Source organism: Amycolatopsis sp. NBC_01480, from assembly GCF_036227205.1.
GTDB lineage: Bacteria > Actinomycetota > Actinomycetes > Mycobacteriales > Pseudonocardiaceae > Amycolatopsis.
Map to the genome: position 1 here is coordinate 3,327,157 of NZ_CP109442.1, position 22,797 is coordinate 3,349,953.

Annotated in this window: 24 protein-coding genes; 15 read left to right on the forward strand and 9 right to left on the reverse strand. The window is 70.5% G+C overall.

The window, feature by feature from the left end; all coding sequences use genetic code 11:
* Positions 1–25 precede the first annotated feature (25 nt).
* The 8 genes from OG371_RS15780 to OG371_RS15815 are packed head-to-tail and all read left to right on the forward strand — an operon-like array spanning position 26 to position 8,485.
* Positions 26–1,516, forward strand: coding sequence for an ABC transporter substrate-binding protein (locus OG371_RS15780; RefSeq protein WP_329069894.1), 1,491 nt, complete (start codon positions 26–28; stop codon positions 1,514–1,516).
* Entirely contained in the window at positions 1,513–2,457 is a 945-nt protein-coding gene (locus OG371_RS15785; protein ID WP_329069896.1) for an ABC transporter permease, read from the forward strand. The genes OG371_RS15780 and OG371_RS15785 overlap by 4 nt, the downstream gene beginning before the upstream one ends.
* The gene (locus OG371_RS15790; protein ID WP_329069898.1) at positions 2,457–3,275 is read left to right on the forward strand and encodes an ABC transporter permease; all 819 of its coding nucleotides are present in this window, start codon (positions 2,457–2,459) and stop codon (positions 3,273–3,275) included. The genes OG371_RS15785 and OG371_RS15790 overlap by 1 nt, the downstream gene beginning before the upstream one ends.
* Positions 3,272–4,072: an ABC transporter ATP-binding protein gene (locus OG371_RS15795; RefSeq protein ID WP_329069900.1), complete on the forward strand. Its 801-nt coding sequence runs from the start codon at positions 3,272–3,274 to the stop codon at positions 4,070–4,072. Before OG371_RS15790 ends, OG371_RS15795 begins: the two co-directional genes overlap by 4 nt.
* Positions 4,069–4,908, forward strand: coding sequence for an ABC transporter ATP-binding protein (locus OG371_RS15800; protein ID WP_329069902.1), 840 nt, complete (start codon positions 4,069–4,071; stop codon positions 4,906–4,908). Before OG371_RS15795 ends, OG371_RS15800 begins: the two co-directional genes overlap by 4 nt.
* Positions 4,901–6,325 (forward strand): aldehyde dehydrogenase family protein, encoded by a 1,425-nt coding sequence (locus tag OG371_RS15805; protein ID WP_329069905.1) that lies wholly within the window; start codon positions 4,901–4,903, stop codon positions 6,323–6,325. The genes OG371_RS15800 and OG371_RS15805 overlap by 8 nt, the downstream gene beginning before the upstream one ends.
* The gene (locus OG371_RS15810; RefSeq protein ID WP_329069907.1) at positions 6,322–7,083 is read left to right on the forward strand and encodes an SDR family NAD(P)-dependent oxidoreductase; all 762 of its coding nucleotides are present in this window, start codon (positions 6,322–6,324) and stop codon (positions 7,081–7,083) included. Before OG371_RS15805 ends, OG371_RS15810 begins: the two co-directional genes overlap by 4 nt.
* 16 nt (positions 7,084–7,099) lie before the next feature.
* A complete protein-coding gene (locus tag OG371_RS15815) occupies positions 7,100–8,485 on the forward strand; it encodes an amidase (protein WP_329069909.1) in 1,386 nt (461 codons plus the stop codon).
* On the opposite strand, the gene OG371_RS15820 is transcribed toward OG371_RS15815, so the two are convergent.
* From OG371_RS15820 to OG371_RS15840, 5 genes are read right to left on the reverse strand one after another with little or no spacing between them, the layout of a single operon-like run.
* Positions 8,478–8,933: a DUF4276 family protein gene (locus tag OG371_RS15820; RefSeq protein ID WP_329069911.1), complete on the reverse strand. Its 456-nt coding sequence runs from the start codon at positions 8,931–8,933 to the stop codon at positions 8,478–8,480. The genes OG371_RS15815 and OG371_RS15820 overlap by 8 nt on opposite strands.
* The gene (locus OG371_RS15825) at positions 8,927–9,160 is read right to left on the reverse strand and encodes a DUF4276 family protein (RefSeq protein WP_329069913.1); all 234 of its coding nucleotides are present in this window, start codon (positions 9,158–9,160) and stop codon (positions 8,927–8,929) included. Before OG371_RS15825 ends, OG371_RS15820 begins: the two co-directional genes overlap by 7 nt.
* Positions 9,157–10,278 (reverse strand): AAA family ATPase, encoded by a 1,122-nt coding sequence (locus OG371_RS15830; RefSeq protein WP_329069915.1) that lies wholly within the window; start codon positions 10,276–10,278, stop codon positions 9,157–9,159. The genes OG371_RS15825 and OG371_RS15830 overlap by 4 nt, the downstream gene beginning before the upstream one ends.
* Before the next feature lie 44 nt (positions 10,279–10,322).
* Positions 10,323–11,189, reverse strand: coding sequence for an HpcH/HpaI aldolase/citrate lyase family protein (locus tag OG371_RS15835; RefSeq protein ID WP_329069917.1), 867 nt, complete (start codon positions 11,187–11,189; stop codon positions 10,323–10,325).
* Positions 11,186–12,256: an HpcH/HpaI aldolase/citrate lyase family protein gene (locus OG371_RS15840; protein ID WP_329069919.1), complete on the reverse strand. Its 1,071-nt coding sequence runs from the start codon at positions 12,254–12,256 to the stop codon at positions 11,186–11,188. Before OG371_RS15840 ends, OG371_RS15835 begins: the two co-directional genes overlap by 4 nt.
* A gap of 425 nt (positions 12,257–12,681) precedes the next feature.
* Here OG371_RS15840 and OG371_RS15845 point away from each other — a divergent pair, with 425 nt between their 5' ends.
* The 3 genes from OG371_RS15845 to OG371_RS15855 are packed head-to-tail and all read left to right on the forward strand — an operon-like array spanning position 12,682 to position 15,022.
* Positions 12,682–13,335, forward strand: coding sequence for a hypothetical protein (locus tag OG371_RS15845; protein WP_329069921.1), 654 nt, complete (start codon positions 12,682–12,684; stop codon positions 13,333–13,335).
* Positions 13,336–13,369: 34 nt separating this feature from the next.
* A complete protein-coding gene (locus OG371_RS15850) occupies positions 13,370–14,020 on the forward strand; it encodes an NAD(P)H-binding protein (RefSeq protein ID WP_329069923.1) in 651 nt (216 codons plus the stop codon).
* Positions 14,021–14,035: 15 nt separating this feature from the next.
* Positions 14,036–15,022: a ribose-phosphate diphosphokinase gene (locus OG371_RS15855; RefSeq protein WP_329069925.1), complete on the forward strand. Its 987-nt coding sequence runs from the start codon at positions 14,036–14,038 to the stop codon at positions 15,020–15,022.
* Here OG371_RS15855 and OG371_RS15860 read toward each other — a convergent pair whose 3' ends face one another.
* Positions 15,023–16,324 carry a D-arabinono-1,4-lactone oxidase gene (locus OG371_RS15860; protein WP_329069927.1) on the reverse strand — a complete coding sequence of 434 codons (1,302 nt, stop codon included), beginning with the start codon at positions 16,322–16,324 and terminating at the stop codon, positions 15,023–15,025. It abuts the gene before it with no gap.
* Positions 16,325–16,428: 104 nt separating this feature from the next.
* On the opposite strand from OG371_RS15860, the gene OG371_RS15865 reads away from it, so the two are divergent.
* A complete protein-coding gene (locus tag OG371_RS15865) occupies positions 16,429–17,616 on the forward strand; it encodes an amino acid deaminase/aldolase (RefSeq protein ID WP_329069929.1) in 1,188 nt (395 codons plus the stop codon).
* A 114-nt stretch (positions 17,617–17,730) separates the two neighbouring features.
* Positions 17,731–18,072, forward strand: a complete 342-nt coding sequence (locus OG371_RS15870) for a hypothetical protein (RefSeq protein WP_329069931.1) — start codon at positions 17,731–17,733, stop codon at positions 18,070–18,072.
* Positions 18,073–18,125: 53 nt separating this feature from the next.
* Here the strand turns inward: OG371_RS15870 and OG371_RS15875 are convergent, their stop codons facing one another.
* Entirely contained in the window at positions 18,126–18,752 is a 627-nt protein-coding gene (locus OG371_RS15875; protein ID WP_329069933.1) for a TetR/AcrR family transcriptional regulator, read from the reverse strand.
* 182 nt (positions 18,753–18,934) lie between these two features.
* On the opposite strand from OG371_RS15875, the gene OG371_RS15880 reads away from it, so the two are divergent.
* On the forward strand, positions 18,935–20,266 hold the full coding sequence (locus OG371_RS15880; RefSeq protein WP_329069935.1) for a GH1 family beta-glucosidase: 1,332 nt from the start codon (positions 18,935–18,937) through the stop codon (positions 20,264–20,266).
* Positions 20,259–21,524, forward strand: a complete 1,266-nt coding sequence (locus OG371_RS15885; protein WP_329069937.1) for an MFS transporter — start codon at positions 20,259–20,261, stop codon at positions 21,522–21,524. The genes OG371_RS15880 and OG371_RS15885 overlap by 8 nt, the downstream gene beginning before the upstream one ends.
* A 325-nt stretch (positions 21,525–21,849) precedes the next feature.
* On the opposite strand, the gene OG371_RS15890 is transcribed toward OG371_RS15885, so the two are convergent.
* Both OG371_RS15890 and OG371_RS15895 read right to left on the reverse strand, forming a co-directional pair.
* The gene (locus tag OG371_RS15890; protein WP_329069940.1) at positions 21,850–22,275 is read right to left on the reverse strand and encodes a hypothetical protein; all 426 of its coding nucleotides are present in this window, start codon (positions 22,273–22,275) and stop codon (positions 21,850–21,852) included.
* Between the two features lie 13 nt (positions 22,276–22,288).
* Positions 22,289–22,636 carry a hypothetical protein gene (locus OG371_RS15895; protein ID WP_329069942.1) on the reverse strand — a complete coding sequence of 116 codons (348 nt, stop codon included), beginning with the start codon at positions 22,634–22,636 and terminating at the stop codon, positions 22,289–22,291.
* Positions 22,637–22,797 lie beyond the last annotated feature (161 nt).

A 22,797-nucleotide genomic window follows, 5' to 3' on the forward strand; every position in this document is an offset into this window, starting at 1 on the left:
ACCAGTGTACCGAGCAGGAGGCGGAATGAAAGGCCGGATTCATGCCGCAGCACTGGCACTGCTGCTTGTCGTGTCCGGCTGCTCGGCGGGGTCCAGCGCGAGTGTGGCGAGCGGCCCGGACACGCTGTCGGTCGGCTTCACGGCCGAGCCCGCGAGCTTCGACTTCACCCACGCCGACGGCGCCGCCATCCCGCAAGCCTTGCTGTACAACGTCTACGAAGGCCTGGTGAAGCTCGACGCGAGCGGGCACGTCGTGCCGCTGCTCGCCAAGTCGTGGACCATCAGCCCGGACCGGAAGACCTACGACTTCCAGCTCCAGCCCGGCGTGAAGTTCAGCAACGGCGCGCCGTTCACCGCCGCCGACGTCAAGTTCTCGCTGCTGCGCGTGAAGACCGACTGGACGATCTCGGTCAAGTCCGCGATGGACGTGGTCGACCACGTGGACGTCGTCTCGCCCGAGCACGCGCGGGTGGTGCTGGCCAAGCCCAGCAACGGCTGGCTGTTCAGCCTGACCAGCCGGATCGGCGCGATGTTCAGCCCCACCGGCGTCGCCGACCTGGCGAACAAGCCGGTCGGCACCGGACCGTACGAGGTGGCGAGCCGGCGGCGCGGCGACTCCATCGTGCTGCAGGAGAACCCGGCGTACTGGGGCCGCAAACCCGCGTACCGCACCGTGGTGCTCAAGTACATCGCCGACCCGACCGCGCTCAACAACGCGCTGCTCAGCAACGGCATCGACGTGATCTCGTCGCTCACCTCGGCCGATTCGATCCTGCAGTTCCAGGGCGACACCCGGTTCACGGTGGTGCAGGGCACCACGAACAGCGAGGTCACGCTCGCGTTCAACAACAAGCGCGCGCCGTTGAACGACACCCGCGTGCGCCAGGCGCTGACCTACGCGATCGACCGGAAAGCCGTGCTGGACCTGGTCTTCAACGGTCGAGGCACGCTGATCGGCAGCATGGTCCCGCCGACCGACCCGTGGTACGAGGACCTGTCGAAGGTCTACCCGTACGACCCGGGGAAGGCGAAGCAGCTGCTCGCGCAGGCCAGCGTGAAGAACCTCAACCTGCGGCTGCGGATCCCGAACCTGCCGTACGCGGTGTCGGCCGCGCAGGTCGTGCAGTCGCAGCTGGCCGAGGTCGGGGTGGGGACCACGATCGAGACGCTCGACTTCCCGGCCGTGTGGCTCAAGCAGGTGTTCACCGACCACGACTACGACCTGTCGATCGTCCAGCACGTCGAGGCGCGCGACATCACCACGTTCGGCAAGCCGAGCTACTACTGGGGCTACGACAGCAAACGCGTCCAGCAGCTGCTCGCCGAGGCGGACAGCGGCACCACGGAACAGCAGGTCGCCGACATGAAGCTGGTCGCGCGCCAGCTCAACACCGACGCGGCCGCGGACTGGCTCTTCCTCTTCCCCAACGTGATCGTCGCGAAGACCAAGGTGACGGGCTTCGCGCCGAACCAGGTCAGCGAATCCTTCGACCTCACCGGATTGAGGCCGCGATGACCGTGAAGGTGCTGCGGCGAGTGCTGATCCTGGTGGTCAGCCTGCTCGTCGCGTCGATCGTGGTGTTCCTGTTCATGGCCGTGCTGCCCGGCGACCCGGCGCAGGTGGCGCTCGGCGTCAACGCGACGCCGGCGCTGCTCGCGAAGACGCGCGCGGAGTTCGGCATCGACCAGCCGCTGGTCACGCAGTACCTGCGCTGGATCGGCGGCGTGCTGCACGGCGACTTCGGCCGTTCGTACGTGACGCGCGACGCCATCGGGCCGCAGCTGCTCGACCGGCTCGGCGTGACGCTGTGGCTGGTCGGCGCGGGCATGGTCGTGGCGCTGGTGATCGCGGTCCCGGTGGGGACCTTCGCGGCCGTCCGGCATCGGAAACCCAGCGGTGTCACGGTTTCCGGGCTCTCGCAGATCGGCGTCGCGATCCCCGCGTTCCTCGCCGGGATCATCCTGGTGCAGATCTTCGCCGTGCAGCTGCGCTGGCTGCCCAGCGGCGGGTGGACGCCGCCGGACCAGAATCTGGGCGAGTTCCTGCGCGGGCTCGTGCTGCCCGCGCTGTCGCTCGGCCTGGTGCAGGGCGCGGTGCTCACGCGGTACGTCCGCTCGGCCGTGCTCGACACGCTCGGCCAGGACTACCTGCGCACCGCGCGGTCCAAGGGCCTGCTGCCGGGGCAGGCGCTGTTCCGGCACGGGCTGCGCAACGCGTCGGTCCCGGTGGTCACCGTGCTCGGCCTGCAACTGGCGACGCTGCTGATCGGCGCGGTGGTGGTGGAGCGCGTGTTCGTGCTGCCGGGCCTGGGCAGCCTGCTGCTGGACGCCGTCTCCTCGCGCGATCTGCTCACCGTGCAAGGGATCGTGCTGGTGCTCGTGGCCGGGGTGCTGCTGGTGAACTTCGTGGTGGACGTCCTCTACACGGTGCTCGACCCGAGGCTGCGGGGTTCGTGATGAAAACACGCAACGGGAACCTCGTGGTGGGCGGCGTGCTGGTCGCGCTGGTGGTGCTGGCCGCGCTGGTGTCGTTCGCCTGGACGCCGTACGACCCGGTGCAGGTCGACGCGCCGGACCGGCTGCTCGGCTTCAGCGGCTCGCACCTGTTCGGCACCGACAAGTTCGGCCGCGACGTGTTCAGCCAGGTCATGGTCGGCGCGCGCACCACGCTGTACGTCGGGGTGGTGGCGGTCGGCATCGCCGCGGTGATCGGGACGCCGCTGGGCGTGCTGGCGGGGCTGGCGCCGCGCTGGCTCGGCGAGTTCGTGATGCGGGTGAACGACCTGGTGCTCGCGTTTCCCGCACTGCTGTTGGCGATCATGTTCGGCGCGGTGTTCGGCGCCGACACGCTCACGGCCATGGTGGCGATCGGCATCGCGACCATCCCGTCGTTCGCCCGGATCGCGCGGTCCGGCACGTTGCAGATCAGCAGCAGCGAGTACGTGCTGGCGGCGCGTTCGGCCGGCCGGTCGCGGCTGAGCATCGCCGCGCGCCACGTGCTGCCGAACATCTCCGGCCTGCTGATCGTGCAGGCGTCGGTGTCGTTCGCGATCGCCGTGCTGGCCGAGGCGGCGCTGTCGTTCCTCGGCTTCGGCACCCGGCCGCCGACGCCGTCGTGGGGGCGGATGCTGCAGGAGTCGCAGGAATTGCTCACGGCGCACCCGCGGCTGGCGCTGGTGCCCGGCATCGCGATCGCCGTGGCCGTGCTCGGGTTCAACCTCCTGGGCGACGGCCTGCGCGACCGCCTCGACCCGCGATTGGCGGTCCGCGCATGACGCTGGCGGTGGAGCACCTGCGGGTCGCGGACCTGGTGCGCGACGTGTCGTTCGAGATCGGCGCCGGCGAGCGCGTCGGGCTGATCGGCGAGTCCGGCTCCGGGAAGTCGCTCACCGCGTTGTCGGTGATGGGGCTGCTGCCGGACGAGCTGTCCGCGTCCGGTTCCGTGCGGCTGAACGGGAAAGAGCTGCTGGGAGCGTCCGAAAAGGATCTTTCACGGCTGCGCGGCAACGGATTGTCGATGGTCTTCCAGGAGCCGATGACGGCGCTGAACCCGGTGATGCGCGTCGGACGGCAGGTCACCGAGCCGTTCCGGGTGCACGGCCGCCGCGGCCGGTCCGCCGAGGAGCTGCTGGCCGCCGTCGGGCTGCCCGGCACGGCACGCGCGTATCCGCATCAGCTTTCCGGCGGTCAGCGGCAGCGGGTGGTGCTCGCGATGGCGCTGGCCACCGACCCGTCGCTGCTGATCTGCGACGAGCCGACCACGGCGCTCGACGTCACCGTGCAGGCCCAGATCCTCGCCCTGATCCGGAGTTCGCTGCCCGCCGAGAGCGCCCTGCTGTTCATCACGCACGACCTCGCGGTGGTCGCGTCGGTCTGCGAGCGGGTGCTGGTGATGCTGGACGGCGAGATCGTCGAGCACGGTTCCACCCGCTCGGTGCTGACGGCGCCAAAGCATGAGTACACGCGGCGGCTGCTGGACGCTTCGGATCTCGAGGCAGTTGGGGGGTCCAGGGGGGCTCGTCCCCCGGCCGGGGCCTGGGGCTCGGCCCCAGAGGACGGAGCACGGCGATGAGCGCGTTGATCGAGGTCCGCGACCTGGAACGGCGCTATGCCCGGCGTGACGTGCACGCGTTGCGCGGGGTGAGCTTCGACGTCGAGGCCGGGCAACGGTTCGGCGTGGTCGGCGAGTCCGGCTCGGGCAAGTCCACCCTGGTCCGGCTGCTGGCCGCGCTGGACCGGCCGACCGCGGGCACGGTGTCGTTCCAGGGCCGGCGGATCGACGACCAGCCCGAGCGTCGGCTGGGGTTTCTGCGGTCGGAGCTGCAGATCGTCTTCCAGGACCCGATGGGCTCGCTGGACCCGCGGATGCGTGTCCGCGACATCGTCTCCGAGCCGCTGGGCCATCGTGACCCCGCGCGCGTCGCGGAATTGCTCGACGCCGTCGGGCTGCCCGCCGAGGCGGCCATGCGGTACCCGCACCAGTTTTCCGGCGGCCAGCGGCAGCGGATCTCGATCGCCCGGGCGCTCGCGCCGAGCCCGCGCGTGCTGCTCGCGGACGAGCCGGTGAGCGCGCTGGACGTCTCCGTGCGCGCGCAGATCCTCGACCTGCTGGCGCGGCTGGTCGCGGAGTATTCGCTGACGCTGGTGTTCGTGTCCCACGACCTCGGCGTGGTGCGCCACGTGTGTGACCGCGTCGCGGTGATGCGGCGCGGAGAGATCGTCGAGATCGGCGACGTGGAGGAGGTCTACGACGCGCCGAAGCACGAGTACACCCGCGAGCTGCTGGCGGCCGCGCCGAACCTGCGCGCCGAGCTGGCTGCGCTTTCCGGGGTCGAACCCCGGACCCCAGCCGGGGGACAAGCCCCCCTGGACCCCCCAAAGGCTGGAGGAGGAGACAGCGATGCCTGACTACCCCGAAGGCCTGCCGATCGGCTCCGGCTGGGTGTCCACTATGGATCATTCGGACGTCGTTTTCCCTTATGACGGCAGTGTGATCGGCTCCGCGCCGGTCGGCACGGTTTCGCTGGCCGCGCAGGCGATCGACGAGGCGGTGGCCGTGAAACGGGAGGTGGGGGCGCTGCCGTCGCGGACTCGGCGGACGTTGCTGAACGACGTCGCCGCCGCATTGCGCTCCCGTCGTGAGGAATTCGAACAGCTGCTGGTCCTGGAGACCGGGAAGCCGCTGGTGGACTGCCGGGTCGAGGTCGCGCGCACGATCGTCACGTGGGAGGCGGCGGCCGAAGAGGTGTCGCGGCTGCACGGCGAGACGGTGCCGCTGGACCTCCTGCCGAGCGGTGACGGCCTGGTCGGGTTCTGGAAACGCAAGCCGATCGGCGTGGTCGTCGGGATCGCCGGCTTCAACTACCCGCTGCTGCTGGCTTCGCACAAGATCGCGCCGGCCATCGCGGCCGGCTGCCCGGTGGTCGTCAAGCCGGCGCCGCAGACGCCGCTGGCCACGCTCTGGCTGGTGCACCTGGTCCGCAGTGCGACCTCGGTGCCGTCGATGGTCCAGCTGGTGACCGGTGACGCGGCGGTCGGCTCCGCGCTGGTGACCGATCGGCGCGTCGGCGCGGTGTCGTTCACCGGCTCGGCGGCCGTGGGACACCGGATCGCGCGCGACGCGGCACCCACGAAAACGTTGCTGGAGCTGGGTTCCAACGCGGCCTTGGTGGTGGCCGAGGACGCAGACCTCGAAGCGGCGGCGGACGCCGTGCTGCGCGGCGGGTTCTACGCGTCCGGCCAGGCCTGCATCTCGGTGCAACGGGTGCTGGTGGTGGCGTCGGTCGCCGAGGAGTTCACCGCGAAGGTGCTCGCGCGGCTCGGCGAGGTGCTCACGGGCGATCCTCGGCTGTCCGAGACGCGGGTGTCGGCGCTGATCGACCGGCGCTCGACCGAGCGGGTGCGGGAGTGGGTCGACAAAGCGACGGCCGCGGGCGCTCGTGTGCTGGCCGGCGGGTCGCTGCGTGAGGGCGTGCTGGAGCCGACCGTGCTCGCGGACGTGCCCGACGGCGTCGAGTGCTGGGACGAGGAGGTCTTCGCCCCGGTCGTCTGCCTGCGCACGGTGTCCGATGTGGACGAAGCGTTCGCCGCCGTCAACGCGTCGCGCTACGGGCTGCACGCCGCGGTGTTCAGCCGGTCGCTGCGCACGGCTTTCCGGGCCCTGGACGAGCTGGAGGTGGGTGGGGTGATCGTGAACGAGGTGCCGGGGTTCCGGTCCGACACGATGCCGTACGGCGGGGTCAAGGACTCCGGCATCGGCCGTGAGGGGCCGCGGTTCGCCGTGGAGGAGCTGACCGTGACGCGGATGGCGGTGCTTCGGCCGTGACGGACTACGCGAACCTGTTCCGGCTGGACGGCCGCCGGGCCGTGGTGCTGGGCGGCGGCAGCGGGATCGGCCGCGAGGCCGCGCGGGCGCTCGCGGCGCAAGGTGCCCAGGTGATCTGTGCGGACCGTGATGTCGAGGCCGCCCGCGAGACCGGCGTCGACGAGGCGTACGAGATCGACCTGCTGGACCCCGGCGCAGTGGCGCGGGCGGCGTCGGAGCTGGGCGAGCTGGACATCGTGGTGCTGACGGCCGCGATGAACGTGCGCAAGCGGCTGCTGGACTACACCCGCGAGGAGTTCGACCGGGTGCTGGCGCTGAACCTCGGGGCGACGTTCGAGGTGGTGCGCGCGTTCGGCGCGGGCATGGTGGAGCGAGGACGGGGAAGCATCATCGGCTTTTCGTCGATCCGCGGCACGACCGTCGAGCCCGGCCAGGGACCGTACGCGGCGACGAAAGCCGGGCTGGTGCAGCTGTTCCGGACGGCCGCGGCGGAGTTCGGACCGTCCGGCGTGCGGGTGAACGCGATCGCGCCGGGTGTCGTCGAGACGCCGTTGACCTCGCAGATCAAGGCGAACCCGGACTGGTACGACGCGTACGCGACGAAGGGCGCGCTCGGCCGCTGGGCGCGCGCGGACGAGTTGGCCGGCGCCGTCGTGTACCTCGCTTCGGACGCTTCGACGTTCGTCACGGGCTCCGTGCTGGCTGTCGACGGAGGCTGGACCGCGGTTGACGGCCGCTTCGAACCGCCTGCTTCATGAATCGGAGGCTTTGCTGATGACCGAGTTGGCTGATCTGACCGCTGTTGAGCTGGTGACGGGCTACCGCGCCGGGACGCTGTCGCCGGTCGAGGTAACCGAAGCCGTCCTCACGCGTGTCGAGGCGCGAGAGCCGGAGCTGCGCGCGTTGTACGCGTACGACGCTTCGTCGGCGCGCGAAGCCGCGAAGGCGTCCGAGGCGCGTTGGCAGGCCGGCTCGCCGCTCGGGCCGATCGACGGCGTTCCGTTGACCCTGAAGGAAAACATCGCGACGCGGGGTACCGCCGTGCCGTTGGGGACCGCCGCGACCACGTTGACCCCGGCAGTTGCCGACGCCCCGGCCGCGGCGCGCGTGCGTGAGTCCGGCGGGGTCCTGCTGGCCAAGACGACCATGCCGGACTACGGGATGCTGACGTCCGGCCTGTCGAGCTTCCATCCGGCGTCGCGGAACCCGTGGGACCTCTCGCGCACGCCGGGAGGCTCCAGCGCCGGTGCCGCCGCCGCGGCCGCGGCGGGCTACGGGCCCCTGCACGTCGGCACCGACATCGGCGGCTCGATCCGCCTGCCCGCCGGTTGGTGCGGCCTGGTCGGGCTGAAGCCGAGCTTCGGCCGGGTGCCGGTGGACCCGCCGTTCCTCGGCCGGGTGGCCGGGCCGCTGACCAGGACCGTCGCGGACACGGCGCTGCTGATGGGCGTGCTGTCGGCGCCGGACCCGCGCGATCACCTGAGCCTGCCGTTCGAACCGCTCGACTGGTCGCTTTCGGACGCGCGGCTCGACGGCCTGCGCGTCGGCCTGCACCTGGACGCGGGCGTCGGCCTGCCGGTGGAGCCGGACATCCTCGAGGCGGTGACGGCCGCCGCGCGCGTGTTCGAGGCCGCGGGCGCCGTCGTGGAGCCGGTGGCGCCGTTCCTGCGCCGCGAACTGCTGGACGGCCTGGACACGTTCTGGCGCGTGCGGGCCTGGTCGGACCTGTCGGCCCTGCCGGAGTCCCGACGCGCCCAGGTCTTGCCCTACATCGCCCAGTGGGCGGCCGGCGGCGCGGACGAGTCCGGAGTGGACACTTACCGCGGCTTCGCCTGCATCGACACGATCAGCGTCGAAACCCTGCGCGCCACCGCCCCGTACGACCTCGTGCTGTCCCCGACCTGCGCCGTCTCGGCCCCACCGTACGACTGGGCCTCGCCGACGAACGACCCGGCGCGGCCGTTCGAGCACATCGCGTTCACCGTGCCGTACAACATGTCCGGCCAACCGGCGGTCGCCCTGAACTGCGGTTATACCGGGGAGGGGCAGCCGATCGGGCTTCAGATCGCGGGGCCCCGCTTCGCCGACGTGGCGGTCCTGCGGGCGGCTGCGGCGTATGAAGAGCTGCGGCCGGAGCAGCGGGAGTGGCCGGTCAGCTGATTTGCCCCGCTCTCACGTTGAGGTGGGCGAGCCACTGGTCCAGGTGCGGGCATTCGGCGCGGAGCGCTTCGATGCCGAGATCGGCGAGGGCGAGCGGGCCGTCGTTCGTCTTCGAGTAGACGTCGCAGTACCTCAACAGCCGCTTCGACGGTGCGGTGTCCGGGCCGTCGTTCACCAGCTCGGGTCCGCCCGCAGCGTGGACGTCGCTCCGCAGGCGCTCGGTCAGGCCGGGCACCGGCAGGATCCAGCCGAGCTGGTCGGCCGCCGCGAAGACCCAGGTTTCGAGTTCGTGCAGGATGAGATGGGGAACGAACCGGGGGTCGTCGATCGTGGCCGACAACGCGGCCTCGACGTGTTCCACGCGCCGGCGCGCACTTCCTTCGGGCCGGGAGGACATGCCCGGGCTGTCGGCCGGGAACGCGTAGTAGTCGAAGAGAGTCGTCAGCAAGTGCAGTCGGTGTTGCCCAGCAAGAGCTTGATATCGCGCTCGAGCTTCGCCCAGCTGCTCACGCCGCCTTTGTGGCTGGCGCCGGAGGCCGGCCGTTTGGTGGCGACGATCGACTGCGTCACCGTCCAGCCGCGATCCCGTAAGTGCGGCTCCAGCACATTGTTGACGACGATCTCCTCAGTCTGCCCTTCGACGAGGAGGTGCAGCCGGCGGTACCCGGTGTTCATGCCCGGCCGGAGTCCTCTCGAGCCGGACGGCCGCCGAGCACGTTCTTCTCCCACAGCTCCCCGAGCGAGTACTCGGACAGCCAGGTCTGCAAGGTGCCGGGGTCCGGACGGCTGAACTCCGACGCCCCGTCCTTGCGTTCGACGACGATCAGCTGGTCCACATCGAACTGGTTCATCAGCGTCACGGACTGGGTCGCGATCAGGACCTGACTCCGCGCGGCCGCCTGCGTGAGCAGCCCGGCCAGCTGCACGATCGCGAACGGGTGGAGCCCGAGCTCCGGCTCGTCGAGCACGACCAGCGCGGGAAGGTCCGGCTGCAGCAGCAGAGTCGCCAGGCAGATGAACCGGAGTGTGCCGTCGGACAGCTGGTTGGCGGAGAACACGGCATCGGAGTCCTGCTGGCGCCAACGGAGCCGGACCCGATCCGATTTCTCGGGCTGCAGCACGAATTTCCGGAAGAACGGGGCCACCAGTCCGACGGCGCCCACGATGCGCCGGTAGGCGGCCTGCTCACTGGGCTCGTCGCTGTCCTGGAGCCGGAGCAGGTACGCGGCCAGATTGCCCGCGTCCTTGCCGAGGGCGAGGTTGTCCGCCGTCGGGACCAGCCGCTTGACCGGGGCGTCGGCGCTGGTGTCGTGGAAGTGGAAGACCTTGCAGCCCTTGAGCAGCTCGATGACGTGGGAAGCGATGCGTCCTGGTTGCTCCGTCGCCTCGCCGGAGAGCTTCGATTCCCGGTGTCCTTGCCCGAGCACGTGGTTGTAGGGCCGGTCGTAGCCGTCTGCCTGGAAGTAGGTCACTTCCCGTTCGAAGATGAGCTCGTCGTTGGCCGCGGGAACGAGACTGGCCTCGTACGCGTTCGGATCCGCGTCCAGCTGAAGATGGATCCGAGCCGTGGCGTCGCCGTTGTTCAGCAGCGCGGAGGCGCCGCCGTTGAGTCCGACGAACAGGCCCAGCTCGCTGTCCACGATCCGGCCCAGCAGTTCGAGCGCCTGCACGAAGTTGCTCTTGCCGGCGCCGTTCGCGCCGACCAGGATGTTGAGCCGGCCGAGATCGACGGTCGCCGAACGGATCGAGGTGAATCCCTCGATCCGGATCTGCTTGAGCGGCTGTCTGGCCATGGCCCCACCTTACGGCGGACCACCGACATCCGCGCCGAGCCGACTCAGTCCCCGACTGCCTCAGCCAACGCGAGCACCCGCCGAGCCTCCTCCACGTGAAGGTTCTCGATCATCCGCCCATCCACCGTCACCACACCCCGACCGGCCACCCGCGCTTCGTCAAACGCCGCGATGATGCGCCGCGACCGATCAATCTCCTCCGCGGACGGCGCGAACACCCGATTGCAAGGTTCGACCTGTGACGGGTGGATCAGAGTCTTCCCGTCGAAGCCGTACTCGCGGCCCTGGCGGCATTCGGCCTCGAAGCCTTCGAGGTCTTTCACGTTGTTGTAAACGCCGTCGAGGATCACCTTGTCCGTGGCGCGCGCGGCGAGCAGGCACAGCGAAAGTCCCGCCAGCAGCGGGCCGCGGCCGGGGACGAACTCGGCGTGCAGTTCCTTCGCCAGGTCGTTCGTGCCCATCACCAGCACGGTCAAGCGCTCGGACGCCGCGGCGATTTCCGCGGCGTGCAGCATCGCGACGGGGGTTTCGAGCATCGCCCAGATCTTCGTGTGGTCCGGGGCTCCGCCGAGTTCCAGCGCGCGCTCGATGTTGTGCACCTCGCTCGCCGAGTTCACCTTCGGGACCACCACGGCGGCCGGGCCGGCGGCAGCGGCGGCGCGCAGGTCCGCGTCGTGCCACTCCGTCTCCAGCCCGTTGACGCGAATGGTCACCTCGCGCTTGCCGTACGAGCCCGAAGCGGCGGCTTCGCAGACGCGAGTACGCGCCGCCTCCTTGGCGTCCGGGGCGACGGCGTCCTCGAGATCCAGGATCAGCGCGTCGGCCGGCAGGGTCTTGGCCTTTTCCAGCGCACGCTCGTTCGCGCCCGGCATGTAGAGCACGGAGCGCCGCGGCTGCAGGGACGAGGTCATGACTGGGACTCCTTGGTTGCGGCGTCGTAGGCGGCGGCCAGCTCGGGGTCGTCGGCGGCCAGTTCTTCGGCCAGCTCCGCGACCACGCGGCACTGCTTCACCGAGGCGTCGTCCTGCATCTTGCCGTCGATCATCACCGCGCCGGTGCCGTCGCCCATCTCGGCGATCACGCGCCGGGCCCAGGCCACATCGGACGGAGACGGCGAGAACACCCGCTTCGCGATGTCGATCTGCACCGGGTGCAGGCTCCACGCGCCGACGCAGCCGAGCAGGAACGCGTTGCGGAACTGGTCCTCGCAGGCCACCACGTCGCGGATGTCCCCGAACGGCCCGTAGTACGGCAGGATCCCGTGCATCGCGCAGGCGTCGACCATCCGCGCGACCGTGTAGTGCCACAGGTCCTGCTGGTACGTCGTGCGGCCCTCGGTCAGGTCGTCGCCCACCGGGTCGGTGCGCACGAGATAGCCGGGGTGGCCGCCGCCGACGCGCGTGGTCTTCATCCGGCGGCTCGCCGCCAGGTCCGCCGGGCCCAGCGAAATGCCCTGCATGCGCGGCGACGCGCCGGCGATCTCCTCGACATTCGCCACCCCGCTCGCGGTCTCCAGGATCGCGTGCACCAGCAGCGGTTTCGTCAGCCCGGCGCGCGCCTCCAGCTGGGCCAGCAGCCGGTCGGCGTAGTGGATGTCCTGCGCGCCCTCGACCTTCGGCACCATGATCACGTCGAGCTTGTCGCCGATCTCGGTGACCAGCGTGACCAGGTCGTCGAGCACCCACGGCGAGTCGAGGCTGTTCACGCGCGTCCACAGCTGCGTGCGGCCGAAGTCGGTGGCCTTCGCGATCGAGACGAGCCCGGCGCGCGCGGCCTCCTTGCGGTCGGCGCGCACGGCGTCCTCGAGGTTGCCGAGCAGGACGTCGGTCTTCTTCGCCAGGTCCGGCACCTTCGCGGCCATCTTCTCGTTGCCCGGGTCGAAGAAGTGGATCATGCGCGACGGGCGGAACGGGATCTGCCGCGGCGGTTCGGGCGCCCCGAGGGCGAGCGGGGCGAAGAAGTCCTTCGGCGAGCGCATCGTGGGGTCCTCCCGGGCGTGACTTGACCGACGAGTAACCCTAAACCCCGGGGGCCCGGGGACCGCTGCGGCGAAGCTCACCGTCGCCCAGGCGGCAGCCGTGCTACCTGCGGCGTCCACTGTGGAACCGTCTTCGGTTGAGCCGAACGGTCTAACCCGCTGGACCCTTTGCCACGCTGGGGAACCCCACCACTGGTAGCCACGCGAGGGCGGTCCGTAACGCCACTCACCTCCGTCTCACTCGGTTGGCCGCACGGTCGGGCTGAAGTCGGACGACCGCCCGCCGACCGGTCACCGACCGCTGAGCGCCGCCGATCGCAGTCACCATCGCTACCCGAAGACCCCGCGCTGCCGCACTGGTAGTCAGGTCATGTGCCGGTTTCACCAGGCACGCAGGGGTACAGGTTGTTGAAGGAGGCGGACTCGTGGCGGCTACACCTCAGAACACCGAGAGCTCGACGGTCGCCGGTGGCGCGAAGCGCAGCCGGTCGATGCCGAGCCGGGTGGTGCCGCCGATCGAGCTCCCCGCGAGCGTCGAGGAGCTGGCGCACAAGGCCGCGGCCCTGCTGGGCTGGAACGGCATCGTGCTGCCGGCGACGACACTGCTCGGCCGCAAGGTCAGCATCGTCGCCAAGCTCCGGACCGACGTGCACGCGGAGCGGATCGCGATGGGTGTCGGTCCCGTCTCGGACCGCGCCACCGTCGACACCTGGACTTGGCCAGAGCTGGCCGCGACCGCACCCGCGCCGGCCGCCGAGATCATCGGTGTCCTCGCGGTCGCCCGGCACTGGCGGACCGCGATGGCCTCAGCGGTTCCGTTCGCACGTTACGGCGAGGCCGCGATGGTTCTGCCATCGCCCGCCGTGCTGACGGAGGACTACGTCGCGAACTGCCTGCCGCGTTCGCGCGCGTACGGCCTCGCGATCGTGACCGCCGATCCCAACGCGATGATCGACCTCGACCTCGAGGGCCACAACGAGCGCATGCTGCTCGACGAGGACCCGGTGTCGCGCTGGGTCAACGAGATGGCCTACGACCAGCTGCTGCGCGCGTCGGAGACGCCGGCCGCCGTCGACTGAGCCGTCCGGTCCCGATCGGACTAGCCTCGGGCTCATGCGAGTCGTCATTGCCGGTGGACACGGTCAGATCGCCCTTCGCCTCGAGAAGCTCCTGTCCGAACGGGGTGATCAGGCGGCGGGCATCGTCCGCAACCCGGATCACGAAGCGGACCTGATCGCGGTCGGCGCCGAGACCGTGGTGCTGGACCTGGAGAAGTCCGATGTGGACGCCGTCGCCGCGGTGCTCGAGGGTGCCGACGCGGCGGTGTTCGCCGCCGGCGCCGGCCCGGGCAGCGGCGACGCCCGCAAGGACACCGTGGACCGTGGTGCCGCGGCGCTGTTCGCGGACGCGGCCGAGCGCGCGGACGTCCGCCGGTTCATCCAGGTCGGCTCCATGGGCGCGGACAACGCCGACGCCCCGGGCCTCGACCCCACTTTCGCCGTCTACCTCCGGGCCAAGAAGGCCGCCGAGGACGACCTGCGCGGCCGTGATCTCGACTGGACCATCCTGCGTCCCGGCGGGCTCACCAACGAATCGGGCACCGGGCTGGTCAAGCTCGCGGACCACACGGGACGCGGCAGCGTGCCGCGAGAGGACGTCGCGGCCACGCTCGTCGGACTGCTCGACGCACCCGCCACCGCACGCCGCACGTTGGAGCTGATCTCCGGCGAGACGCCCGTCAACGAGGCGATCTCGGCGGTCTGAGCTGGTCCTCCTAGGATGAGCTCGGCATCGGCGGACAACGCGAAACGGGGAACGTCCTTGCGGGACATCGCGGTTTTCAGTGGCAGTGCCCATCCCGAGCTCGCGGCGGAGATCTGCACCCACCTCGGCGTGCCGCTGCACCCCGTCCAGGTCGACCGGTTCGCCAACGACTGCCTCCAGGTCCAGCTCCAGGCGAACTGCCGCGAGCGGGACGTGTTCCTGATCCAGCCGTTGGTCAAGCCGGTGCAGGAGAACCTCGTCGAGCTGCTGCTGATGCTCGACGCCGCGCGGGGCGCTTCGGCCGCGCGCACCACCGTCGTCATGCCGCACTACGCGTACGCGCGTTCCGACAAGAAGGACGCTTCGCGGATCTCCATCGGCGGCCGGCTCGTCGCCGACCTGATGGTCACCGCGGGGGCGAACCGCGTGCTGGCGATGACCCTGCACTCGCCGCAGGTCCACGGCTTCTTCAGCGTGCCCGTCGACCACCTGCACGCGCTGAGCGAGCTGGCGCGGCACTTCCGCCAGTACGACCTCTCCCACACCACCGTGGTCTCGCCCGACCTGGGCAACGCCAAGGAGGCGGCGCATTTCGCGCGGCTGCTCGGCGTTCAGGTCGCGGCCGGGGCGAAGCAGCGTTACGCCGACGACCGCGTCGAGATCACGTCGGTGATCGGCGAGATCACCGGCCGGGACGTGATCGTGCTCGACGACGAGATCGCGCGCGGCAGCACCGTGCTGGAGCTGCTCGACCGGCTGCGGGAGCTGAAGCCGCGCTCGATCCGCGTCGCCTGCACCCACGGGCTGTTCGCGGACAAGGCGCTGGACCGGATCGGCGGCCAGGAGGACGTGCTCGAGATCGTCTGCACCAACACGGTGCCGGTGCCGGTCGAGGAGCGCACCGACAAGCTGCGGATCCTCTCGATCGCGCCGGCCATGGCCGAGGCGATGCGCCGGATCCACAATGGCGAGTCGGTCAGCTCGCTCTTCGAGCCGGTCTGATCAGCGGCCTAGCACCCGGTCCAGGTAGGTGTTGGTGAACGTCCCGGTCGGGTCGTTTTCCTTGCGCACAGCCAAGAAGTCGTCAAAACGCGGGTAACGCGTGCGCAGCGTCGCGGCGTCCAGGTCGTGCATCTTGCCCCAATGCGGGCGTCCGCCGACCTCGGCGACGATCGCCGCGAAGCCGTCGAAGTACTCGCGATACGGCATGCCGACGAACTGGTGGATGGCGATGTAGGCGGAGTCGCGGCCGTGCGCGGTCGAGAGCCAGATGTCGTCGGCGGCGGCGACCCGCACCTCCACCGGGAACATCACCGGGTTCTCCAGCCGCGGCACCAGCGCGCGCAACTCGGCGAGCACGTCGTGCAGTGACTCGCGGGGGATCGCGTACTCGGACTCCACGAACCGCACGCCGCGGTGCGTCACGAAAACACGGTGCGAGAGGTCGGCGTACTCGCGCGCCGAAAGCACCTGCGCCGCGAACCCGCCGAGCGGCTGCACGAGCTTGGGCACGGCGCGGCCCAGCCGGCAGATGCCGCCGAACGCGATGTTCTCCGTCAGCTCGTAGTCCACGAACTGCTTGAGCCTCGACAACGGCTTGCGCTCGGCGTCCAGCGGCAGCCGGTTGTTGCGCTTGACCAGCGCGTTTTTGCCGTACGGGAACCAATAGAACTCGAAGTGGTCGTTCGCCGCCGCGAACTCGTCGAAGCCCTCGAGCACCTGCTCCAGCGGCTCCGGCCGCTCCTGCGCGGACAACACGAACGAGGGTTCACACTGCAGGGTGACGCTGGTGATCACGCCGAGGGCGCCGAGGCCGACGCGGGCGGCGTTGAACAGGTCCGGCCGCTCGTCCGCGGAGCAGGTGGCCACGGTGCCGTCGGCGAGCACCAGCTGGAGCGCGGTGATCTGCGTGGAGATGCCGCCGAAGCGCGCGCCGGTGCCGTGGGTGCCGGTCGAGATCGCGCCGGCCACGGTCTGCGCGTCGATGTCGCCGAGGTTCGTCATGGCCAGGCCGAGCGCGTCGAGTTCGGCGTTGACCTGCTTGAGTGTCGTGCCGGCGCGGACCGTGACCTGGTGCGTGGTCAGGTCGGCCTGCTCGATGCCGGTCAGGTTCCGGAGGTCGAGCGCGTCGGATTCGGCGACGGCGATCGCGGTGAAGGAGTGGCCGCTGCCGCGGGGGCGGACGCGGCGGCCCGCCTCGGTGACGCCGCGAACGACGTCGGCGACCTCGGCTGTGCTGCGGGGCTGGTGCACCCGCAGCGGAGTCGCCTTCGCCGTGCCGGCCCAGTTGCTCCACGGAGTCATGCGCGCACCTGTTCGTCCTTCAGGAGTGTGCCCCTACGGTAGTTGCCGAAACAGTAAGTGAATAGGATTCGCGTTTCAAGCGTCATTGTCGTACCGTAAGCCTGGTGACCACCTCTCCGAACGGGTACGACCTCGCGACGAAGGACCTCGATCCGCCGTTCGCCATCGTCGACCTGGACGCGTTCGACGCGAACGCCGACGACCTGCTGCGCCGTGCGGCGGGCAAGCCGATCCGGGTGGTCAGCAAGTCGGTGCGCTGCCGGGCCCTGCTCGACCGGGTACTCGCGCGCGACGGCTTCGAGGGCCTGATGTGCTACTCGCTCGCCGAAGCGGTCTGGCACGTGGAGCAGGGCACGACGGACGACATCGTCGTCGCGTACCCGACGGCGGACCACGGTGCGCTGCGCCGCCTCGCCGAGAACGACGCGGCCCGCGCGGCGATCACGATCATGGTCGACTCGGCCGCGCACCTGGACCTGGTCGACGCGGCGCTCGGCCACGGGCACCCGGACATCCGCGTCTGCCTGGAGCTGGACGCGTCGTGGCGGCCCCTGCCCGGCGTGCACGTCGGCACCCGGCGCTCGCCGTTGTTCACCGTGAAACAAGCGGTCGCGTTCGCGCGTGAAGTGGTGAAGCGGCCGGGTTTTGTCCTCGCGGGCCTGATGGCGTACGAGGGTCAGATCGCCGGCCTCGGCGACAACGCGGGCAACAGCTTGAACAACGCGGTGATCGCGTGGATGCACCGTCGCTCGGCGGCCGAGCTGGCGCGTCGCCGGGGCGCGGTGGTGCGCGCCGTGCGTGAGGTCGCGGACCTCGAATTCGTCAACGGCGGCGGCACGGGCAGCATCGAGACGACGGGCGCGGAGGACGTCGTCACGGAGATCGCCGCGGGCTCGGGCCTGGTGGCCCCCACGCTGTTCGACGGGTACTCCCGCTTCCACCCGCGTCCCGCGGCGCTGTTCGCGCTGCCGGTGGTCCGCCGCCCCGCTCGTGACGTCGCGACGCTGTTTTCGGGCGGCTACATAGCTTCCGGCCCGACCGGCCCTTCGCGTGTGCCTTCGCCGTACCTGCCGGCCGGGTTGAAGCTGCTGGGCTTCGAAGGCGCCGGCGAGGTCCAGACGCCGGTCTCGGGGGCGGCCGCGCGCACGCTGCGGCTGGGCGACCGGGTGTGGCTCCGCCACGCCAAGGCAGGCGAGCTGGCCGAGCGCTTCACCGACTACCACCTGGTGCGGGGCAACGAGGTCGACCAGACTGTGCCGACCTACCGGGGCGAGCGGCAGAACTTCGGCTGAACATATCGTCTGGATAAGGAGATCTGTTTATCCAGACGGAAAGACCGATCCGGCTTACTGATCATGACCGCGGACAGCGGTTGGCGAACTCAGTCAGACGGAAAGGAATTTCTCATGTCTTCGGTTCTTCGCAGGATGGCCCTCGTCGTCGCCGGCACGGCCGTGATGGTCGGCATCGGCAGCTCCGCGGCCTTCGCCGCCACCGGTGGCCAGCCCGTCGGCGGTCCCGCCGGCAGCCACCCCACCGCCGGGCATCCGCCGGTGGCCTGCTCGATCACCCTGCCGGTCCTGCCGGGCACCCCGAGCGTGCCGGCCCAGCCGGTCCACACCGGGCCGGCCAAGCCGGTTCCCCCGGGCACGCCGGGCGTCCCGGCCCAGCCGGTCGGCTGCTGGATCCTCCCGTCGGTGCCCGGCGCCCCGGGCGCGCCGGCCACGCCGATCGGTCAGCAGAAGTAGCCGAACGCGGACGGCTCAAGGGGTACCGGAATCCTTCCGGTGCCCCTCGCGCCTCATTCCCCGAACTTGCTCGCCAGGTAGCCCTTCACCACGTCTTTCGCCTCCGCCACGATCCGCTCGTCGCCCTGCGGGTCCCGGCGGAAGGCCAGTTTCAGCAGCGCGTCCGCGGTCTCGTTGGCGATCGCGATGGCGAACCGCAGCTCCTCGGCCGGGCGGTCGACCTGCGCGCTCAGGATCTCCACCAGCGAGTCGACGATCACGGAGTTGTTGTCCCGCTCCTCGTCCAGCAGCTGCAGGTCGATCACGTCACCGAAGTGGACCTTCGAGAAACCCGGGATCTCCCGGTGCATCCGCAGGTAGATGTCCAGCACGGAGTCGACGATGTTCCACCAGTGCTCCGGGCTCAGCTCCTGCAGCCGCTCGTTCACCGCGGCCACGAAACGCTCCAGGTTCCGCTGGGTCAGCGCCTGGACGACGGCCCGTTTGTCCGGGAAGAACTGGTACAGCGAGCCGACCGCGACGCTGGCCCGCTTCGCGATGAGGGTGGTCGTGAGCGCGTCGTAGCCGAGCTCGTCGATCAGCTCGGCGCTGGCGTCCAGCATCTGCTCCACCCGCTTGGCGCTGCGCTGCTGCACGGGCTTGCGCCGGAGGGGAGTGGGCTCCGCCTGGGTCTCGGACACTTTCGTTCCTCGGTCTTTCTCGCTCTGCTGACGCTCCCCGTCCCGCCTGCCGCGGCGGAACTCGTCTGATCTGGGACTTTAGCGCCCCTGTGGGCTTCCCTCCGGACGAGTGACGACCTAACATATGAGAACTTTTCATGTTCACCCGGCCAGGTGGCCGGACGAGAAAGGTGCGTGTGCCGGTGGACTACCCGACCTTCCCGCCCGACTTCCTCTGGGGTGTCTCGACCTCGGCGTTCCAGATCGAGGGGGCCACGGCCGAAGGCGGCCGCGGACCGTCCATCTGGGACACCTTCACCGCGACCGACGGCAAGATCGCGCGCGGTGAGGACGCCAAGGTAGCGGCGGACCACTATCACCGCTACTCCGAGGACATCGCGCTGATGGGCGAACTCGGCGTCGGCGCGTACCGGATGTCCATCGCGTGGCCCCGGATCCAGCCCACCGGCACCGGAAAGCCGAACGCGGAAGGCCTCGCGTTCTACGACAAGCTCCTCGACGAGATCTGCGCGGCCGGCGTCGCCCCCGTCGTCACGCTGTACCACTGGGACACCCCGCAGCCGATCGAGGACGCCGGCGGCTGGCTCGCGCGCGACACGGCCGAGCGCTTCGGCGAGTACGCCGCCATCGTGGGCGAGCGCTTCGCCGACCGCGTGAAGCTGTGGATCCCGCTCAACGAGCCGATGGTCATGTCGATCTACGGCTACGGCATCGGCGAGTACGCGCCCGGCCAGTTTCTGCTGCTCGACGCGCTGCCCACCGCGCACCACCAGAACCTCGCCCACGGCCGTGCCGTGCAGGCGCTCCGGGCCGCCGGCGCCACGGGCATCGGCACGGCCAACAACCACTCGCCCATCTGGACCGTCACCGAAACCGCCGAGACCGAGGCCGACCGCGAAGCCGCCGTCTGGCTCGACGCGCTGCTGAACCGCACGTACGCCGACCCCGTGCTGCTCGGCAGCTACCCCGGGCAGGTCCACCCGCACCTGCCCGCGAACTTCGCCGACGACCTGGCCGACATCGCCCAGCCGCTCGACTTCTACGGCGTCAACTACTACGAGCCCCAGGGCGTCGCGGCACCCGGCGAGGGGAATCCCCTTCCCTTCGAACTCCGCGCGGTCGAGGGTTACCCGATGACCACCAACGACTCGCCGATCGTCCCGCAGGGGCTGCGCGAGCTGCTGGTGTCCTTCCAGGACCGGTACTCCGAGCGGCTCCCGCCGATCCACATCACGGAGAACGGCTGCAGCTTCGCCGACGAGCCCGGCGCGGACGGCGCCGTCCACGACCCCGAGCGGATCGACTTCCTGGACGGCCACCTGCGCGCGGTCCGCGAGGCGATGGACGCCGGCGTCGACGTCCGCGGCTACTTCGTCTGGTCCCTGCTCGACAACTTCGAGTGGTCCAAGGGTTACGCGCCCCGCTTCGGCCTGGTGCACGTGGACTACGAGACTCAGCGCCGCACCCCGAAGGACTCCTTCACCTGGTACCGAAAGCTGGTCCGACATGAGTGACACGACTGCCGCCACCGGGGTCCCCGAAGCGCTGGCCGAACCGGTCACGCGCGTCCGGCCCGGGTGGATGAGCCTGCTGTTCTTCGCGAACATCGCGCTGTGGCTCGGGATCTACGCGCCGATCCAGGTCTTGCTGCCGCAGCAGGCGGAAATGCTCGACGCGGCGAACAAGGAGACCGTGTTCGGCATCGTCACCGGCATCGGCGCGCTGATGGCGCTGATCGCGAACCCGGCCATCGGGCTGCTGTCCGACCGGACCTGCTCGCGTTTCGGCCGCCGTCACCCGTGGACCGTGGCCGGCGCCGTGATCGGCGCGGCCGGGCTGCTCGTGCTCGCGGTGGCGCCGAACATCGTGCTGATGACCGTCGGCTGGTGCCTGGTGCAGGCGGGGCTCAACGGCATGCTCGCGACGCTCATGTCCGGCATCGCCGACCGCGTGCCGGTGAGCCAGCGCGCGCAGGTGGGCGGGCTGGTCGGCATCGCGCAGATGCTCGGCACGGTGCTGGGCGCCGTGGTCGTCGTCGTGATGCTGGGCCTCGCCGGGCTGCCGCTCGGGTACTCGGCCTGCGCCGTGATCGTGCTCGGCGGCGCCGCGGCCTTCGTGCTCCGGACGCCGGACGCGCGGCTGCCCGTCGCGTACCGGCCCAGCGGCAACGTCAAGGAGATCCTGGCGAACCTCTGGGTCTCGCCGCGCCGGCACCCGGACTTCGCCTGGGCGTGGGCCTGCCACTTCATGATCAACCTCGGCAACGCGTTCGGGACGCTGTACCTGCTGTTCTTCCTGAAGGACGCGGTGCACTACCCGAACCCGGACAGCGGGCTGCTGATCATGATGGGCCTCTACGGCGCCGCGCTCGTGGTCGGCGCGGTGCTGGCCGGGCACTTCTCCGACAAGTCCGGGCGCCGCAAGCCGTACGTGCTGGTGTCGTCCGGCGTGATGGCGCTCGCCGCGCTGCTGCTGGTGGTGTGGCAGACCTGGCCGGTGGCGCTCATCGCGTCGCCGCTGCTCGGCGTCGGGTTCGGCATCTACATGGCCGTGGCGCTGGCGATGCTGACGCAGGTGCTGCCGACCGCGCAGGACCGCGCGAAGGACCTCGGCGTGGTGAACATCGCGAACGCGCTGCCGCAGGTGGTGGCCCCGCTGCTGACCACGCTGATCCTGGAGTGGCTCGGCGGGTATCCGGCGCTGTTCGCGGCCGCGGCGATCGCGACCCTGCTGGCGGGAGCGCTCGTTACCCGGGTCCGCGCGGTTCAGTAATCACCGACCGGGGAAATGACGGAAGTGGAACCGCGGACCGGTGCCGGTCGGGGGAGGGGAGTGCAACGGCACCGGTCCGCGGAGTCATGGGTCGCAGCCAGCAACTTCGCCAGGCCTCGATGATCTTCAACCTAGCGGCGGATTTCGTGGTTCGCTAGGCCTTCCGATGATAATTTTCGATTAATCGCGCAGAGATTTGGGTACCGCGGGCTGGTTCGTCGCGCTCGGGGGGACGGACGAACCAGCCCGCGGCTCAGGCGAGGGTGCCGCGGCGGCCGGCCCGAAGGGGCAATCGGCCCGGGCCGCGCGCTCGCCGGTCTGCGGGTCAGGCCGTGACGGCCCGGGGGGTGACCAGCGCGTGCCGGCCGGTGGTCTCGGCGGGGCTCGGCGGCCCGGCCCGGCGGGTCTGGCCGGGCACCGGGCTCGTGCGCCGGGCGGCGCGCCGGTCCTCCGCCGACATCGGGGCCTGCTGCGGGGCGAGCCCGCCGGCCACCAGGTGCTCGTGCGCGACCTGCCAGACCGAGCACGGCGCCTTGCAGCGGTGCCAGCGGGTGGAGCAGGTCGGGCAGTCGCCGCGCTCGTCCGGGTCGTGCGCCTGCAGCATCGAGCGCCAGGCCTCGGTCAGGCGGGGGAGTTCGGAGCGGGCCACCGAGACGAGCGACTGGGCGTCGGCGCGGGTGGCCAGGTCGGACAGCATGTCGAGGCGTTCCCAGACCGCATTGCGGAGGACCTGCCCGAGTACCTGATCCATGGAGAGCTCACCGTTACCTTTCCGCCATTTTGGCGGCTTCGTTGAGTGCGGCCCTGAGCTGGCCGAGCTGACCGGACGTGAGGCGGGCCGTCTCGCCGGGGGGCGAGACCACCACAACCTGGTTGTCCTCGACGAACACCGTCACCGCGCGCTCGCGGCTGATGAGGTCGCCGCACTGCACGCGCCACACCAGCTGGCCGCCCTCGTAGTGACGGACGCCTGCGGTGCGGGGGTCGGCCGCGGCGGACGGGGTGACCGGACGGGTCACCGTGGCGACTCCCTGGCCTCCCGCGGGGCCGGGCCGCACGGGGCGCATCGCGGTCCCGGCATGTCCTCCTGCGAGCGAGTCCACGAACTCCACTGGCCCTCCACCGCTCTCTCGTCCGCGTGCACCTTGCGGGATGCACATCCACGTCGTGCCTGTAGCTCGGTTTTCGTAGCTCTCCGTGATCGCGGCCGGTGTCCGGCCGGTGACGGAGATCTGACAACTACAGTGAGGTGAAAGCGAGTGCGATAGAAGGT